Below are 15,239 nucleotides of genomic sequence, written 5' to 3'. Positions count from 1 at the left end.
GGCACCAGAGAGGCATCCCATGGACGTGATCGACCTGGCCCACATCACCTCGGCGACCACCGAGCTCGTCGGGGGCAAGGCCGTCGGTCTCGGAGCCCTCCTGTCCGCGGGCGAGCGCGTGCCGGACGCGTTCTGCCTGACCACCGAGGCCTACCGCTCGGGCGCCGTCCCCGAGCGGGCCGTCCTGACGGCCTACGAGCATCTCGGCGGTGGTCCCGTCGCCGTCCGCTCCAGCGCCACGGCGGAGGACCTGCCGGACGCCAGTTTCGCCGGCCAGCAGGACACCGTCCTCGACGTCGAGGGCGGGGACGCACTGCTCGAGGCCATCCGGCAGTGCTGGGACTCCGTGCACAGCGAGCGCGCCGCCGCCTACCGGGCCGGGCAGGGGTTGGAGACCGGCGACCTCGCGATGGCCGTCGTCGTGCAGCGCATGATCATCCCGACGGTCGCCGGGGTGATGTTCACGGCCAACCCGCTGACCGGCACCCGCACGGAGACCGTCATCGACGCGGTCCCGGGGCTGGGCACCGGAGTCGTGGACGGCACCATGGACACCGACCACTACGTCCTGCCCGGGCACGGCCCGCTCCCCGGGCCACAGGAGCACGGCTGTCTCTCCCCCGACCAGCTCCGCGAGCTCCAGGCGACCGGGCAGCGGGTCCAGCGCGCCCTCGGCAGCCCGCAGGACATCGAGTTCGCCTACGACGCCGAGGGCACGCTCTGGCTGCTGCAGTCCCGGCCCATCACCACGCTCTTCCCGCTCCCGGCGGGGTCCGACCCGGTACAGGGTGACCCGCGTGTCTACATGGAGGTCGGCCACATGCAGGGTCTGCGGCGCCCGGTCACCCCCATGGGCGTGTCCGTGCTGCGGGAGACGACCCGCCGCTGGCTGCAGATCATCGGCGTCGACGACGCCGTGGTCGATCCGTTCCTCGTCGAGATCGGCGGCCGGCTGTTCATGGACCTCACCGGCCTCGTCCGCAGCCCGCGCCTGCACTCCCGCGTCCCCGCGATGGTGCAGGTCTACGGTCCGGCCGTGGCACGGGGCTTGCGGCGCGTCCTGGACGACCCCCGCTACGCGCCCCGTCCCGCCCGTCCCGGTCAGCGCGTGTTCTCCGCCGGTGCGACCGCGCGGCTGCTCCTGGCCACCGTGCCCGCCTCGCTGCTCGGCGCGCTGCGGGCCCTGGCACGGCCCGCTGCCGCCCGCGAGCGCGCGTTCCACGAACTCGAACAGGTCCGCCGGCAGCCCCGGACCGAACCGGCGGACACGGCGGACCGGGTCCGTTCCGCCGCCGGTCTGCAGGACGCGACGATGACCGGACCGATGATGCGCTCCCTGCCGCCCCTGTGGGCAGCGCTCATCGCTCAAGGGGTGGCCGGCTGGCTGCTGGACGGTATCCTGCAGCCCGGCGAGCTGAACGCGACCCTGCGCGGGATGCCCCACAACGTCACCACCCAGATGGACCTGAAGCTCTGGTCGGTGGCCGAGGCCGCCCGCCCGCACCGCGATCTGCTGGTCGGCGCTACCCCGGACGAGCTCGCCGCACGCTTCTCGCGCGGCGAGCTGCCCGAGTTCGGCCTGTCGGCCTTCCTGGCGGAGTACGGGATCCGCGGCAGCGCCGAGATCGACGTCGGCTCCCCCCGGTGGGCCGACGACCCCACCCCCGTGTTCGCCGCCCTGGCCGGGTACCTGCAGGTGACCGAACCGGAGCAGGCCCCGCCGGCCCGGTTCGCCCGCGCCGCCGTCGAGGCCGAGGCCGCCCTGGCAGACCTCGTCGCACGCGCCAGGCGCACCCGGCCGCTGCGGGCCCGCCTCGCCGGGTCCATGCTGCGCCGCAGCCGGGAGCTGGCCGGCCTGCGCGAGCTGCCCAAGTTTCTCTGGCTGACCCCGCTGGCCGAGGTGCGCCGGCAGCTGCTCAGCGTGGGGGCCGAGCTCACCGGGCGCGGCCTGCTGGAGCAGTCGGAGGACATCATGTTCCTGACCCTGGACGAGGCCCTCGACGCCTCGCGCGGCGCGGACCTGCGCGCGGTGGTGACCGGCCGGCGCAGGGAGCGCCACCGCGAGGCCCGACGGCGGCAGGTCCCCGGCCTGCTGCTGTCCGACGGCACGAACCCCCAGGCCCTGCCCGACGACACCGCGCCCGAGCACGGGCCGGACGTGCTGGTCGGCCAGCCGGCGGCCACCGGGATCGTGACCGGGCCGGTGCGGATCGTCCACCACCCGTCCGAGGCGAGGCTGCAGCCCGGTGACATCCTCGTCGCCCCGACCACCGACCCGGGCTGGACCCCGCTGTTCCTGACCCTCGGCGGACTCATCACGGAGACCGGCTCCACGATCGCCCACGGCCCGACCGTGGCCCGCGAGTACGGCATCCCGGCCGTCATCTGCGTGCCCGACGCCACCACCCTGCTGACCGAGGGCCAGATCGTCACCATCGACGGCGCCACGGGGCTGATCCGGATGCACGACACGGCCGGCGGTGCACAGCCCCTGGACGGCCCGGACGCTCGAGAACATCGGGCCGGGCGACCGGGCTCGGCCGCACCAGGGGAATAGGCACATGTCAGGACGGTTCGCATGGGTGTCCGACAGCGAGGCCCCGCTCGAGACGCAGCGCACCACGTGGGCGCGGGCAGCGGAATCGTTCGGCACGACCATGCACGCCGAGGCGCAGTACTCACGGCTCGTGCGGCATGACCATTCCGACGCCGGAGGAGCGATCGCCGCGGACGGCCGGCGCTGCACGCTTCGTGCTCGAGTCCCGCGCGGTCCTGCCCGCCCGGGACACCGCCGATGACCTCCCCCGGGCCGGCGACGTGCTCCATCGCCCCGCGCCATCGCACGGGCAGCTGGCGCCCATGGGCTCGGTGGAGCGGAGGAGACGTCTCATGATGAATACCAAGAGATTCGGCGCAGCAGGAATGGCGCTCGCGATGGTATGGGCAGCCTCCGCCTGTGCCTCCACCGGTGACGGCCTCGCTGTTCTCGACTCCGAGTCCTCCACCCGACCGGTGCCGGAAGTCATCCGGTCCGACGAACAGTTCGCCGGCGACTCCGCCCGCTACCTGGGGGAGATCGACGGCTACTCCTACTTCGCGGCGCGACCGGCCTCGGGCGCCGACCACGAGGCGTGCCTGATCCAGGTCGGCGCCACCTCCGACGACTGGATCGGTGGATGCTCCACCATCCGGAGCGACAAGGTCGTCGAGCTCTCAGGTGGACTCCCCCGGCAGGACGTCGCCCTCGTCAGCGACGACCCCTCGACCGACACCCTCGAGGAAGCCGGCTGGGAGCAGCAGGCCGAGAACCTCTGGCAACGTCCGAATCGACCCGTCGTCAGTGGCTGTGCAGATCCTCGGCGAGCATCACGATGATGCCGCTGGGGCCGCGGACATAGGCGAGCTTGTAGGCGTCCCCGTAGGTCCCTACCCCGCGCAGCGGGTGACAGCCGTGCCTCGCGGCGATCTCGAGGGCGTCGTCGATGTCGTCGACCGAGAAGGCGACGCGGTGCATCCCGATCTCATGGGGCCGGGTGGGCTGTGTCTCGATCGCCTCGGGGTGGATGTACTCGAAGAGCTCGAGGCGACCGCTGCCGTCCGGGGTCTGGAGCATGGCGATGTTGACGTGGTTGCCGTCGAGGCCGACGGCGGTGTCCGCCCACTCGCCGCTGACCGTGTCCCGGCCCAGGACGGTCAGTCCGAGGTCGGTGAAGAAGGCGATCGCCGCGTCGAGGTCACGGACGGCGATACCGACGTTCTCGAACGTGATGGACATGTGTTGCATCGTATCGAACCGCGGTAATCCGGTCCTGCCGAAGCGTCTTCATATTCCGAAGGACGGAACCCGATCTGCAACCTTGATGGTGTGGCCCGCCCCGATGGCCTAGTAGACAAGGGCTGGTTCGGCGTCCGTGCTGATCTTGCGACCGGGTATCACCGAGTGCCACGACTGCGCGAGGACCTCCACGGCCTGGCGTGTTTCCTCTGCCGGGTAGCTGAAGGGCAGGCGGAGGAAGCGTTCGAAGACCCCTCCTGGGCCGAACCGGGGGCCGGCTCCCAGCAGAAGGCCGCCGTCCCGGGCTGCGAGGGCGAGTTGGGAGCTGACCGGCTGTCCGATGTTGACCCAGGTGCACAGGCCTCCCGGAACATGGGGGACGTCCCAGGTCGGGAGGTGTTCCCGGAGCAGGGCTTCGAGGTGGTCGCGTCCCTGGGCGAGCTGCAGCGCCCGGAATCGCAGCAGCTCGTCGTAGTTGCCGAGCATTTCCAGGCCGATGAGCTGCTCCAGGATGGGCGTCCCGAGATCATTGGCGTAGCGGGCTTGCTCGAGCCGCCGGATCATCTCCGCCTCCGCACGGATCCAGCCGATCCGCAGTCCTCCCCAGACCGTCTTGTTCAGGGAGCCGATGAGGATGGCTGGACCGTGGGCGGCCAGCGGGAGCTGCGTCTCGCCCTCGATCCGCAGCTCGGCCATGGTCTCATCGGCCACCACCACCGATCCGTGGCGTGCAGCCACCGCCATGAGACGCTCACGCTGGTGCCCCGGCATGACCGCACCGGTGGGATTGTGGAAGTCGGGCATCACATACGCCAGGGCCGGACGGGCCCGTTGGAACGCTTGCTCCAGCCCGTCGTCGTCCCATCCCTGGCGCGCGTCCACGGCGACCGGGACGAGGCGGCGGCCGGCGGATTTCAGCGCCTCGTAGGCGTGCGGGTAGCTGGGGGCCTCCACCAGTGCCGTGTCGCTGCGGCGCAGAAGGGTTCTCGCCACCAGGGAGATGGCGTGCTGCGCGCCGAGGGTGACCATGATCTGCCCGGACTCGGTCGGCACTCCCCGGCCGGTGTAGCGCTCGGCCAGGGCCTGCCGGAGGCGAGGAAGCCCGACCGGGTCGAAGCCGTGGCCGTTCAAGTACGCCGCGAGCTCTTGTACGGCCCGCGCGACGGCTTCACCGACCTGCGGTGCTGCCGGAAGAGCGGCTTTGCTGAAATCGAGGGTGACAGTGGCGGGACCGTCATCTTCCGCAGGTGTGGTGCCTCGCCCGGGCATGACGACCACGCTGCCGGAGCCACGGGTGCTGTGCAGGTACCCGGCCGTGCGCAGGCGCGTGTAAGCCGCCGCGACCGTGGTGCGGCTGAGACCGAGCTCGGCGGCCAGTTCACGCTCGGCCGGCAGCCTCGTGCCGAGGGGGATCCGGCCGTCGAGGGTGAGCAGGCGGATGCGGTCCGCGAGGGCTTCGTAGGCGGGACCGCCCGCACGCCAGGCGCCGAGGTCAGCGGCCAGCCGACGTGAAGAGAGAACCATCATCAGGCCACCATGCCATGATTGGCATCTTGTTGTCAGGCCAATCAACTGTTGCACTTGGCCTATGACCCTCCTCGGCCCCTGGCGTGGCACGCAACTGTTGATCGGCCTGTTCCTCTACGGGTTTGCCCTGGCCATGATGATCAGGGCCACCCTCGGTGTCGCACCGTGGGATGTCCTGAGCCAGGGCTCCTCGCTGCAGACGGGTGTCCCGTTCGGCGTGATGACCAACCTCATCGGGGTGGTCGTGCTGCTGCTCTGGATCCCGCTGCGGCAGAGGCCCGGCGTTGGCACGGTGCTCAACGTCCTGCTCGTCGGCCCCAGCGCGGAGGTCGGTCTGGCGGTGATCGGGGAACCCGAGGCACTGTGGGCGCGGATCCTGCTGTTCTCCGGCGGACTTCTCCTCCTCGCCCTGGCCAGTGGCCTCTACATCGGGGCGCGGCTGGGCCCGGGCCCTCGCGACGGGCTGATGACCGGACTGCACCAGCACTTCGGCCTGCCCATCTGGTTCGTGCGCACGGCCATCGAGGGCACCGTCCTGGCGCTCGGTTGGTTGCTCGGCGGCTCGGTCGGAGCGGGCACCGTAGTCTTTGCGCTGCTCATCGGCCCGCTCATCAACCTGACCCTGCCGATCTTCCGCGTCCCTGAGGGTCGGAACACACCGATCCCGACGTCGCCCGCCCGGCCCGCCATTGAATCCACCCTCTGACACTGTCCCGCGACGGCTTCAGCAGAGGCTCGGTCATGCCGCTTGGGACAGCTGCACGACCAGGTGTCTTCTGAGCTGTGTTGATGGCCGCTGTCCGGGCATACGCATAGCGGAGGTACCGTCGAGCTCACCTCCACCGCGTCCTCCGGCGCACCAGCCGGCGGGAATGTCGGCCCTACCACCGTCGCGGCACCGCCCGCTCGGCCGGCAGCAGGGTCGGCCCTTGAAGGTTCAGTGAAGAAGTCCCGCCCCGCCCTCTGATGCCTGAGAAAGCCGCTCCGGCGGGGCTGCCGTGGAGGAATCGGACGGCTTCAACCGGAGGCTGACCAGAGCAGACACCACGATGCGCGGGCCCGGCACGGGCTCATGCGAAGGAGAGGTTCGTCATGACTTCGACGTTCAAGCACCTGGCTGCCGGGACGGCCCTGGCACTGGCCCTCAGCGGCGCCGGGGCGACCGCGGCGGTCGCCTCCCCGGCCCACGGCGCTGCCTCCGCGACCATTGGCGCCGAGCAGCAGACGAACCACGACCACCACTTCGCCGTGATGATGATCCCCCACCACCAGGGCGCGGTCGACATGGCCGAACTGGCCCTGGAGAAGTCCGAACGCCCCGAGATCCGCGACCTGGCAGAGCAGATCATCGAGGCCCAGACCGAGGAGATCGGACAGTTGCAGGCCGCCGCCGACCGGTTGGCCCCCGAGAGCGACTCCACCCACCGCCACGGCCACCACCACGGGCACGGTCACCACCATGGCCATGCTCACGGAGACGGCATGGGCAACGGCATGAGCGGTGGCATGCACGACGACATGATGGGCGAGATGGATGGCATGGCCCTGGAGGAGCTGGCGGAACTTTCCGGGGCGAGTTCGACCGGGCCTTCCTCGAAGAGATGATCGCCCACCACCAGATGGCCCTCGAGATGGCCGAGATGGAGCTGCAGATGGGCACCGATCCAGAGCTGCGGGCCATGGCGGAGAAGATGATCGAGGACCAGCAGGCGGAGATCGAGCTCATGCAGGGTTGGCTGGAGGAGTGGTTCGCAGCCTGACCGGCGGCCAGGGACTGAGCCACACGTGAAGGGAACGGGTCGATGCCGGGGATCGGCAGTCCCCTCGGCCCGTTCCGCTCCCTGGATCGAGACATGCGAAGCGCCAGGACGAAGATCTCAACGATGGCGGTCGAACTCAGGGCGATCAACGTCTTGACCGACCTCGGGAATGCGTTCCCCCTCCATGCTAGTGGGACGGCCAGGACTGAGGTCCATGCCCGACGAGCGGGACAGCGAGTCGTGTCCCGAAATCCAGGTCCGCACCGTTGTCCCGTTGGGACCGTGCGGAGCCGCCTTCAGAAACCTTCGTCGCCACGTCGCTGCTGTCACCGCCGTGAGCCGGTACCCGGTATCCGGCCATGTGCACAGCAGAGAGGACGGCGTGGGCTGTGGCCTGATTCAGCGCGGGCGGGATCGAGCGGCAACGCTGGCGGTGGCAGCGACGACGGTGAGGGAACTCACCAGTACCAGCGGCGCCCAGGCCGCGTGGGTGATGGTGGCGCCGGCGGCGGCCGGGCCTGCGTCGATCTTGAGCGCGCCCACCCAGATGAAGACCTGACCCCGGGACTCCACAGGTGCGTACTCGCTGCGCGCGGCCAGGGTGGCCGCGAAGATCGGCAGCGCGGCCACGGAGAACGCAACCGTGACGAGGAGTCCGAGCGTGCGGCACAGCGGCCCGCACCTGACGATCAGGCGCAGTGTCCGGGCCGGGGAGGGCACCTCCACGGTTGCATCGCGCCGCTGTTGACGGGGCAGGACGACCACCGCGCCCCGTCGGCGCTGCGCACCGGGGTCGCGGCGAAGACGTATCGCGCCAGTGCTGCACCCCGGCGATCTCGCCCTGCGGAGCTCCTGATGTCAGCGGTGACGGTCGAGCCCGAGGTCGTCGACCACCCGAGCCACCCGATCGCGCTGGCCCTCGTCGAGGCCCTGCAGGGGCAGCGGAAGACAGGGCCTGGGTACCAGGCCCAGCTGCTCGGCGATCGCGGCCACGACCCGCAGGCTCCCGAACTCGGCGAACAGTTCCCACAGCGGTACCAGCCGGTCGGAGGCGGCCGCGGCCTCCTCGGCCCGCCCCTCCAGGGCGGTCCGGGTGATGCGCAGGGCCGGGCCCGGCAGCGTGCCGGCGAGGACCGAGTACCAGGCGTCGCAGCCGGCGGTCAGTCCGGCGGCGGCCGTGGCGTCCCCGGAAATCCCGATGCTCACGTGGGCCGGGACCACCGCGCGGATCTCGCGCACCCGCGCCCGGGCCTGCTGGGGGTCGGCGGGCACACCGGGGATCTTGAGGGAGGCGATGCCGGGCAGAGCGGCGATGCGGCCGTAGAGCTCGGTGGTGAAGGTGACGTGGGTGGTGCCCGGGTTGTCGTAGACGATCACCGGCACCGAGGAGTGCGCGGTGACGGTGTCGAAGAGCCCGGCCACGTCGTCGTCGGTCAGCGGCTGATAGCTCATCGGGGCCAGCAGCACCGCGGCGGCTCCGGCCTGCTGGGCGTGCTCGAGGTGGGTGAGGATCCGGGAGGTGCGCAGCGCCCCGATGCCGACGAACACCGGGACGTCCCCGGCGTGCTCGACCGCCAGGTGGGCGACACGGCGTCGTTCCTCGGTGCTGAGGTAGGCGTAGGAGCCGGTGGAGCCCAGGGCGGTGATGGAGTCCACCTGCGCGTCCGCGAGCCGTCGGATCAGGCCCACGAAAGCGGACTCGTCCACCGCATCGTTGGCCAGGGGGGTGAGGGGGAAGGCGCTCAGACCGGTGAACATGGTGCTGTTTCCTTCGGTGGAACGGATGGTGGATCGCGGCGGCACCGCCGTGGGGGAAGGGGAACGAAGGGTCATGACGAGTCTCCTGGGGTGCGCCGGTCGCCGGCAGTGAGCAGGCGGCGGGCGATCCGCACGTCGGGGCCGAGGTCGGCCAGGCGGGTGGCGAGGTCCTCGGCGGCAGCGTGCAGGGCCTCGTCCGTCATGGGCGCCAGGGCGTCGAGGATGAACAGGGCCGTGGTGGTCTCCGCAGTCAGTGCGGTGCGCCGTCCCTGGCGCCAGTTCCAGCGCCGGCAGGTCACCCCGGCCTCGTCGCACCACACCACCTCGCCCGGTTCGGGGTGCTCGATCACCGGTTCACCGCCGGCCACGGCGTCGAAGGGCTCTTGGCCGGTGGCGCGCACCAGTCGCGGCGCCCCGCGGTAGCCGGCCAGGTCCTCCCCGCCGAGTGGGATCTGGTGCAGGACCGAGACCGCGTTGTAGAGATCGGTCAGCCGGTTCACCCGCGGCAGCCCGGAGCCCGCTCGGCGCGTCAGGGCCTCCAGGCTGTTGCGCGTGCGCTGGGGTTTCGCCCCGAAGGCCCGGTAGGCCTCCCGCCACGCGGCCACGTGCGGCAGCTGGTCCACCGGCCGGCCGGCCAGGGCACGGGCGGTGGCGGCTTCGGCTTCCTGCAGCAGCGCCTCACCGGTCGCATCACTGGGGCCCGGCACGAGCCCGTCGGCGGCCAGCAGCAGGGCCCGGTAGTCCGGGCGCAGCGCGAACACCTCGGCCTCGACCCAGGCCTCCTCGAGCAACCGTTCCAGCGTGTTCGGTTCAGTCACGGGGAAACCTCCTGGTGGTGTCCCGGGCCCACGCCCGGTTCGAAGACGGTCAGCGAGAACCGGGCCGGCGCAGCACCCGGATTGGCGTAGGCATGGGCGACGTCGCCGGGGAAGGAGACCGCATCCCCGGTCTCGAGGGTGATCGACTGCTCGGCGACCTCGATCGTCATGGTGCCGGCCTGGACCTGCAGCAGCTCCTTGGTGCCCCGGGTGTGGGCCTCACTGGCGTGCCGGTCACCGGGGCCCAGGGTCCAGTCCCACAGCTCCACCACGTCCGGTGGTGCGGTCCCGGCCACCAGGAGCCCGCGGCCGCCGGAGTCCCCGCTCCACAGGGCGGCCCCCTCACCGTGCCAGGTGACGGTCACGGCCTTGGGCTGTGGCACCTCCACCAGTGCCGGCAGCCCGATGCCCAGGGCGTCGCTGATCCGCAGCAGGGTCCCCACGCTGGGATTGGTGGCGCCCTGCTCCACATTGACCAGCATCCGGCGGCTGACCCCGGCGATCTCGGCCAGCTGGTCCAGCGTCCAGCGCCGGGCCTGCCGCTGCTGCTTCACCCGGGCGCCGATGGCCGCCGCGAGGGACGTCGTGTTGTCATCCATCAGTGCATCATACTGCACCGATAGTGCATTCTATTCATTCCCGTGGCGGTGTGATCGGACCGCACGGAGCGGAGGCGGAAGCCGGCTTCGAGCTGCGCGTGCTCTTCCCCGGAGGAACCGAACCTCTACGCGAGGATCCGGTGACCGGAAGCCTCAACGCCGCCGCCCGACAGCTCTCCGCTGGTGCGGGGCCAGCCTTGAGCGGAGCGGTCATCGTGGACCGGAGAGGCAATGACACTGATTCGCGGCGCAGCTTTCCGCGATGTTCCCGAGACCGCCCGGTGTGACCGGCCCCGGCCCCGTGATGGGGACCGGCCCCTGTCGCGATCCACCATGTCAAAGGGTCGAAGGGTGCCGGACCTAGGCTGGCTCCATCATGTCGATCATCAATTTCCGCGCCCAGCAGTCACCCGCAGAGCCGCGACGCCGCACCGGGAGCACAGCCCCCGCCGAGGCGCGCCACGAGGGCGGCGCCGTCGTCACCGGCCACGATCGATGGTGAACAACTCGGTCTGGCGGGCGCCGGGGATGCCGTTGATGCTGACGATGACCGCCCTGGGCTTCTCGGGGTATGCCGCGCTGCTGGCAGTCGCGCCGCTGTGGGCGGTGCACGGCGGCGCCGACACCGCCGGCGCGGGGCTGGTCAACGGCGTGCTCATGCTCTTCACCGTACTCACCCAGCTGTTCGTCCCCAGGGCCCTGCGCCGCTTCGGCTGGGCGCCGGTCCTCGTGGCGGGCATGCTCCTGCTGGGACTGCCCGCCCTGGCCCACGGCGTCAGTGACGCCCTGGGGCCGACCCTGGTGCTCTCCGCGGTGCGCGGGCTCGGATTCGGCGTACTGACCGTGACCGGCAGTGCCCTGGTGGCCGAGCTGGTGGAGCCACAGCGTCGCGGGAAGGCGATCGGTGCCTACGGCCTGGCGATCGCGGGACCGCAGATCCTGTTCCTGTCGGCGGGACCCTGGATCGCCGAACAGCTCGGATTCTGGGTCGTGTTCACCCTGGCAGCCCTGCCCGTTGTTGCCGTCGTGCCCGCGATCGGTCTGGCCCGGATGCTGGACGGCGTCCCGGAGGGGGACGAGGAGGAGCGTGCGCCCTACCTGCGCCTCCTCCCTCCGATGGCGCTGCTGACCGGCGTCACCCTGGCCGGCGGCGCGCTGATCACCTTCATGGCCCAGATGAGCAGCAGTGCCGCGCTGACCGCCCTGGCGCTGCTGCTGATGAACGTCGCCGCCGCACTCACCCGTTGGCGGATCGGCGCACTGTCCGACAGGTACGGCCCTCGCCGGTTCATCGCACCGCTGGTGCTGCTGACCACGGCCGGCATGATGACCATCGCCTGGGCGGTCCGCGATCCCCAGGCCACCGAGGCCCCGATGTTGATGATCGGAGCAGCGATGGTGGGCATCAGCTACGGCGGCCTGCAGAACCTCACCCTGGTCGTGACCTTCCACGCCGTCAGCCGGCCGCACTACGGTACCGCCAGTGCGGTGTGGAACATCGGCTTCGACATCGGGACCGGTCTCGGGTCGGTCCTGGTGGGCATGATCGCCGCAGGAACCTCCTTCAGCACCGCGCTGCTGATCACCGGAGCGATCTCACTGCTGACTCTGCCGCTCGCGCTGCGGCGTCGCACCGCCGGGCCGCGTGTGAACTGATGCCTTGGACACTTCTGGCGCGGACAAGCAATCCCGACGGCAACGTTTGTCCGCCGCCGACTGGGCCGCACACAAAGCGGCGACTCCTTTCGCCGCCTCATGTCCGGGGCGGCGACCCAAGGTGCTCGTATGGATGTGCTGGGGTGGGCGAGACGGATCACCGTCGGTAAGTCTGGATGACTTGGGAGTCGTCCTTACGGTCCCAGCCGGCGTCCTTGGCGGCCTGGTATCTCGCCTGGGCGGCGCTGATCATCGGGGCGTCGAAGCCGATCTCGTCGGCGATGTCCTTCACCAGGGTCGAGTCCTTCACGAAGATGCCGATGGTACTCGTCACCTCGGCGTCCAGGCCCTGCAGCATGCGCGGGCCGCGGTCGGAGAGCATCCAGGATCCCCCGGCGCCGCCGGCGACGGCGGGCAGCACCCTCTCCGGGTTCAGTCCGAGCTCCTCCGCGAGCGCGAGTGCTTCGGCGGCGGCCACGATGTGCACCGAGCACAGCAGCTGGTTGACCGCTTTGTAGGCCTGGCCCTGGCCGATCTCCGGGCCGCAGTCGATGATCGCCCCCAGTGCGTCGAGGACCGGCCGCACGTCGTCGATCGTGGTGGGGTCGCCGGCGGCGAACAGGCTGAGCTCCCCGGTGAGCGCGCGGGCTACTCCACCGGTGACGGGAACGTCGAGCACGCTCACCGCAGGTGGGGCCGCAGCGGCCACCTCACGCACCGCACGGGGACCGACGGTGCTCATCACCACCAGGACGCTGCGGGCCGGCATCTGCCGGAGCAGCCCCGCCTCGCCCAGGGTAGCCGTCCGCAGCTGCTCCGGTGTGGCCACCATGCACACGACGACGTCGGCCGCGGCCGCGGATTCCGGGGTCTTCTCGGCGCGCAGGCCCCGTGCGGTGGCCTTCGCCCGCTGCTCGGCGAATGGGTCGACACCGGTGACGTCGAATCCGGCTCGGAGGAGCTGCTCGGCCATGGGCAGGCCGATGGCTCCGATTCCGATGAAGGTGATCCGGGGCGGTGGAACGGGTGACATGGGAGCCTCCTGAGGGCGTGAGGGGCAGGGCGGACTCAGATGAACAGGTCGAGCAGCAGGCACACACCCAGGCCGATCACGGCGAAGGTGGACTGGGCGAGCGTGTAGATCTTGAACGTGCCCTTGGTGGTGAACCCGAGCATCTGCTTGAAGATCCAGAAGGTGTTGTCGGTGACGTGGGCGCCGAACGCGGCGCCGGTGCCGGCGGCCAACAGGATGAGGATCGGCGCGGCCTCGATGGAGCCCATGATCGGGGCGAGCAGGGTCGCCGCGGTGATCGCGGCCACCGAGGCCGATCCCTGGGCGATGCGCAGGACGGCGGCCACGGTCCAGGTGAGCAGCACCGGGATCGCGGCATTGGCCTGGAACAGGGCGGCCATCATGTCGCCGATGCCGACCTCGGTGATCACCTGGCCCAGGGACCCGGCCACGCCGGTGAACAGGAGGATCGAGCCGGAGGTCTGGGCACCCCGCGTGAGCAGGTCGTCGATGCCGTCGCGGGTCACGGCGGGGACCGCCAGAACGATGCCGATGAGCAGGCCGATGAGCAGGGCGACGACGGGGCTGCCGAGGAAGCCGAGGACGGGGACTTCCTGGCCGATGAGTCCGGTGACGGTGTCCAGGATGATGAGCAGGATCGGCACGATCACGGGGAGCATGGCGACGACCAGCGGCATCTGCCGGGTCGGGGCGGTCACGATCAGGGTGCCCGCCGAGGTGCCGGCGACCTCGGTGGTGCCCACGGTGGTGGGGCCCGTCCCGCGTCGGGTCTCGAGGCGGGCGCGTTCCTCCTCGATCGACTCCCCGAAGATGGAGTCGTCGAAGCTGTGGTCCTGGTCCGTGGCGGGGTTGAAGATCTTCCGCATCATCAGGTCGTGCACGAAGATGCTGGAGATGATGAAGAAGATGCCCAGGGGGATGCCCCAAATCAGCATGGTGCCGATCTCCACCCCGAGGGGTCCGGCGACGGCGATCGCCGCCACACCGGGGACCACGATCAGCAGCCCGACCTCGAGGCCGATGGCCAGTGAACCGGCCAGGGTGGCGATGCTCTTGCCGGTGCGCTTGGCGATGGCACCGGCGATCGGGGCGAGGATGACCAGGGCGACGTCGAAGTAGATCGACGGGAAGATGATGCCCGAGGTCAGACCCAGGACGTAGGGCGACCGCTTGGGCCCGACGAGTTTCAGCAACCCGTCGACGACACGCTGCATCGTGCCGGTGGCCGTGAGCGTGGTGCCGATCATGACGCCGAAGCCGATGATCAGGCCCACTTCGGCCATCAGCGCCCCGAAGCCGGCATTGACGGCGGCCACTGATTCGGTGAAGCCGAGCCCGGCGGCGACGCCCAGGTACAGTGCGCCGACGACGAGTGCGACGACGGGGTTGATTTTCGCCCAGACGATCATCAGGACGATGCCGATGACCGAGATGGCGAGATGGACGAGGACGAGCGTGTCCATGTCTGCTCCTCTGCGGATGACGCCGGACGGGCCGGCAAGCGGATGGTGGTCGGGTCCCACGGGCGGTGCTCCGTATGACGGAGGCGAGCCGGACCGTGGCGGGCCGCAGCGACCGGTGATCGGGCCTCACTGCAACGGAACACGGCTGCCCGCCCCGACCGGTCCTCCCGCCCGAGAGCGGCGGTTCCCGGTACAGGCTCGTGGGCGGACGCGTGTCTGTCCTCGGCCGGCTCACCACTGACCACGACTTCAGTTGACTGTTAACAGTCAACTGGTGTTGCTGGAAGTGTGGCACAGAACACACACGGGACGCAATGGTTGATCTACGCGATGGGATGGGTCCATCCAGCAGTGGTGAGGCGCTTCTCCGGTTGTGGCGGGCGGCCCCTCCGGGGAACCTCCGCATGATGCCGCCCACGAAGCCCACCGGTCCCGGCGCGGGCGGGAACCGCAGCCAGAACCGCAACCGGGCGAGGACCGGCATCACAGACGTGGCCCGGTGGACAAGGCGGACAGGCTGTTGTCAGCCAATGGGTCCGGCAGGCCCGCCGTCAGGGTCCGCGACGGGCCGGAGCACCTGCACCCTGGGCCAGAAGTGCTGACAGTCGGGCGAGTTGCGGACGGCATACGGTGCCGTGCGGTGTCTCCGGCCCGCAACACGCCGCACGGGGGTGACATGGCGCAGATCGCGGGCTGCTTCTGCGGATCCGTCCGGGCACGGCCGACCGCCCCCTTGGACAGAGGGGCTCGCGTCGACGGGTCAGCTCAGTTTCGGCGAGACGTCATCCGGCTCCGGGCCATCGACCCGGAGCCGGACATCGCAGCGCCCGGGCCGGCGAGTCCGAGGCCA

Annotated in this window: 13 protein-coding genes and 1 pseudogene; 6 read left to right on the top strand and 8 right to left on the bottom strand. The window is 70.6% G+C overall.

Going from position 1 to position 15,239, the window contains the following annotated elements:
- Positions 1-19: 19 nt before the first annotated feature.
- Together RF647_RS05920 and RF647_RS05915 are read left to right on the top strand one after the other, a co-directional pair.
- Positions 20-2,557 carry a PEP/pyruvate-binding domain-containing protein gene (locus RF647_RS05920; protein ID WP_368810928.1) on the top strand — a complete coding sequence of 846 codons (2,538 nt, stop codon included), beginning with the start codon at positions 20-22 and terminating at the stop codon, positions 2,555-2,557.
- Positions 2,558-2,694: 137 nt separating this feature from the next.
- On the top strand, positions 2,695-3,375 hold the full coding sequence (locus RF647_RS05915) for a hypothetical protein (protein ID WP_368810927.1): 681 nt from the start codon (positions 2,695-2,697) through the stop codon (positions 3,373-3,375).
- On the opposite strand, the gene RF647_RS05910 is transcribed toward RF647_RS05915, so the two are convergent.
- The gene (locus RF647_RS05910) at positions 3,338-3,775 is read right to left on the bottom strand and encodes a VOC family protein (RefSeq protein ID WP_368810926.1); all 438 of its coding nucleotides are present in this window, start codon (positions 3,773-3,775) and stop codon (positions 3,338-3,340) included. The two genes, RF647_RS05915 and RF647_RS05910, sit on opposite strands and share 38 nt — an antisense overlap.
- A 108-nt stretch (positions 3,776-3,883) precedes the next feature.
- A complete protein-coding gene (locus RF647_RS05905) occupies positions 3,884-5,356 on the bottom strand; it encodes a PLP-dependent aminotransferase family protein (protein WP_368810925.1) in 1,473 nt (490 codons plus the stop codon).
- 7 nt (positions 5,357-5,363) lie between these two features.
- Here RF647_RS05905 and RF647_RS05900 point away from each other — a divergent pair, with 7 nt between their 5' ends.
- Entirely contained in the window at positions 5,364-6,008 is a 645-nt protein-coding gene (locus RF647_RS05900) for a YitT family protein (protein ID WP_368810924.1), read from the top strand.
- 386 nt (positions 6,009-6,394) lie between these two features.
- Positions 6,395-7,062: pseudogene (locus RF647_RS05895) on the top strand (DUF305 domain-containing protein).
- A gap of 399 nt (positions 7,063-7,461) precedes the next feature.
- Here the strand turns inward: RF647_RS05895 and RF647_RS05890 are convergent.
- From RF647_RS05890 to RF647_RS05875, 4 genes are all read right to left on the bottom strand, one after another.
- On the bottom strand, positions 7,462-7,827 hold the full coding sequence (locus RF647_RS05890; protein WP_368810923.1) for a hypothetical protein: 366 nt from the start codon (positions 7,825-7,827) through the stop codon (positions 7,462-7,464).
- A gap of 93 nt (positions 7,828-7,920) precedes the next feature.
- Positions 7,921-8,820, bottom strand: a complete 900-nt coding sequence (locus tag RF647_RS05885) for a dihydrodipicolinate synthase family protein (protein WP_368810922.1) — start codon at positions 8,818-8,820, stop codon at positions 7,921-7,923.
- Between the two features lie 71 nt (positions 8,821-8,891).
- Complete coding sequence (locus RF647_RS05880; protein ID WP_368810921.1) at positions 8,892-9,638, bottom strand: B3/4 domain-containing protein; 747 nt, start codon at positions 9,636-9,638, stop codon at positions 8,892-8,894.
- On the bottom strand, positions 9,635-10,237 hold the full coding sequence (locus RF647_RS05875) for a helix-turn-helix domain-containing protein (RefSeq protein ID WP_368810920.1): 603 nt from the start codon (positions 10,235-10,237) through the stop codon (positions 9,635-9,637). The genes RF647_RS05880 and RF647_RS05875 overlap by 4 nt, the downstream gene beginning before the upstream one ends.
- Before the next feature lie 376 nt (positions 10,238-10,613).
- Between RF647_RS05875 and RF647_RS05870 the strand changes: the two genes are divergently transcribed.
- Together RF647_RS05870 and RF647_RS05865 are read left to right on the top strand one after the other, a co-directional pair.
- Positions 10,614-10,739, top strand: coding sequence for a hypothetical protein (locus RF647_RS05870; RefSeq protein ID WP_368810919.1), 126 nt, complete (start codon positions 10,614-10,616; stop codon positions 10,737-10,739).
- A 35-nt stretch (positions 10,740-10,774) separates the two neighbouring features.
- Positions 10,775-11,893, top strand: a complete 1,119-nt coding sequence (locus tag RF647_RS05865; RefSeq protein ID WP_368810918.1) for an MFS transporter — start codon at positions 10,775-10,777, stop codon at positions 11,891-11,893.
- Between the two features lie 157 nt (positions 11,894-12,050).
- Here RF647_RS05865 and RF647_RS05860 read toward each other — a convergent pair whose 3' ends face one another.
- Complete coding sequence (locus tag RF647_RS05860) at positions 12,051-12,926, bottom strand: NAD(P)-dependent oxidoreductase (RefSeq protein ID WP_368810917.1); 876 nt, start codon at positions 12,924-12,926, stop codon at positions 12,051-12,053.
- A 35-nt stretch (positions 12,927-12,961) separates the two neighbouring features.
- Entirely contained in the window at positions 12,962-14,389 is a 1,428-nt protein-coding gene (locus tag RF647_RS05855; protein WP_368810916.1) for a GntP family permease, read from the bottom strand.
- Between the last annotated feature and the right edge of the window lie 850 nt (positions 14,390-15,239).

The organism is Kocuria sp. CPCC 205263 (assembly GCF_040981075.1).
Taxonomy (GTDB): Bacteria; Actinomycetota; Actinomycetes; order Actinomycetales; family Micrococcaceae; genus Kocuria; species Kocuria rosea.
Note: the sequence above shows the minus strand (reverse complement) of the source record. Positions and strands in the feature narration are given on the sequence as shown.

Excerpts from the sequence above, each read along its gene's own strand:
- RF647_RS05900 (WP_368810924.1), top strand. The coding sequence starts at position 5,364 with ATGACCCTCCTCGGCCCCTGGCGTGGCACGCAACTGTTGATCGGCCTG.
- RF647_RS05875 (WP_368810920.1), bottom strand. The coding sequence starts at position 10,237 with ATGGATGACAACACGACGTCCCTCGCGGCGGCCATCGGCGCCCGGGTG.
- RF647_RS05915 (WP_368810927.1), top strand. The coding sequence starts at position 2,695 with ATGACCATTCCGACGCCGGAGGAGCGATCGCCGCGGACGGCCGGCGCT.
- RF647_RS05855 (WP_368810916.1), bottom strand. The coding sequence starts at position 14,389 with ATGGACACGCTCGTCCTCGTCCATCTCGCCATCTCGGTCATCGGCATC.
- RF647_RS05870 (WP_368810919.1), top strand. The coding sequence starts at position 10,614 with ATGTCGATCATCAATTTCCGCGCCCAGCAGTCACCCGCAGAGCCGCGA.
- RF647_RS05860 (WP_368810917.1), bottom strand. The coding sequence starts at position 12,926 with ATGTCACCCGTTCCACCGCCCCGGATCACCTTCATCGGAATCGGAGCC.
- RF647_RS05920 (WP_368810928.1), top strand. The coding sequence starts at position 20 with ATGGACGTGATCGACCTGGCCCACATCACCTCGGCGACCACCGAGCTC.
- RF647_RS05865 (WP_368810918.1), top strand. The coding sequence starts at position 10,775 with ATGCTGACGATGACCGCCCTGGGCTTCTCGGGGTATGCCGCGCTGCTG.
- RF647_RS05910 (WP_368810926.1), bottom strand. The coding sequence starts at position 3,775 with ATGTCCATCACGTTCGAGAACGTCGGTATCGCCGTCCGTGACCTCGAC.
- RF647_RS05885 (WP_368810922.1), bottom strand. The coding sequence starts at position 8,820 with ATGTTCACCGGTCTGAGCGCCTTCCCCCTCACCCCCCTGGCCAACGAT.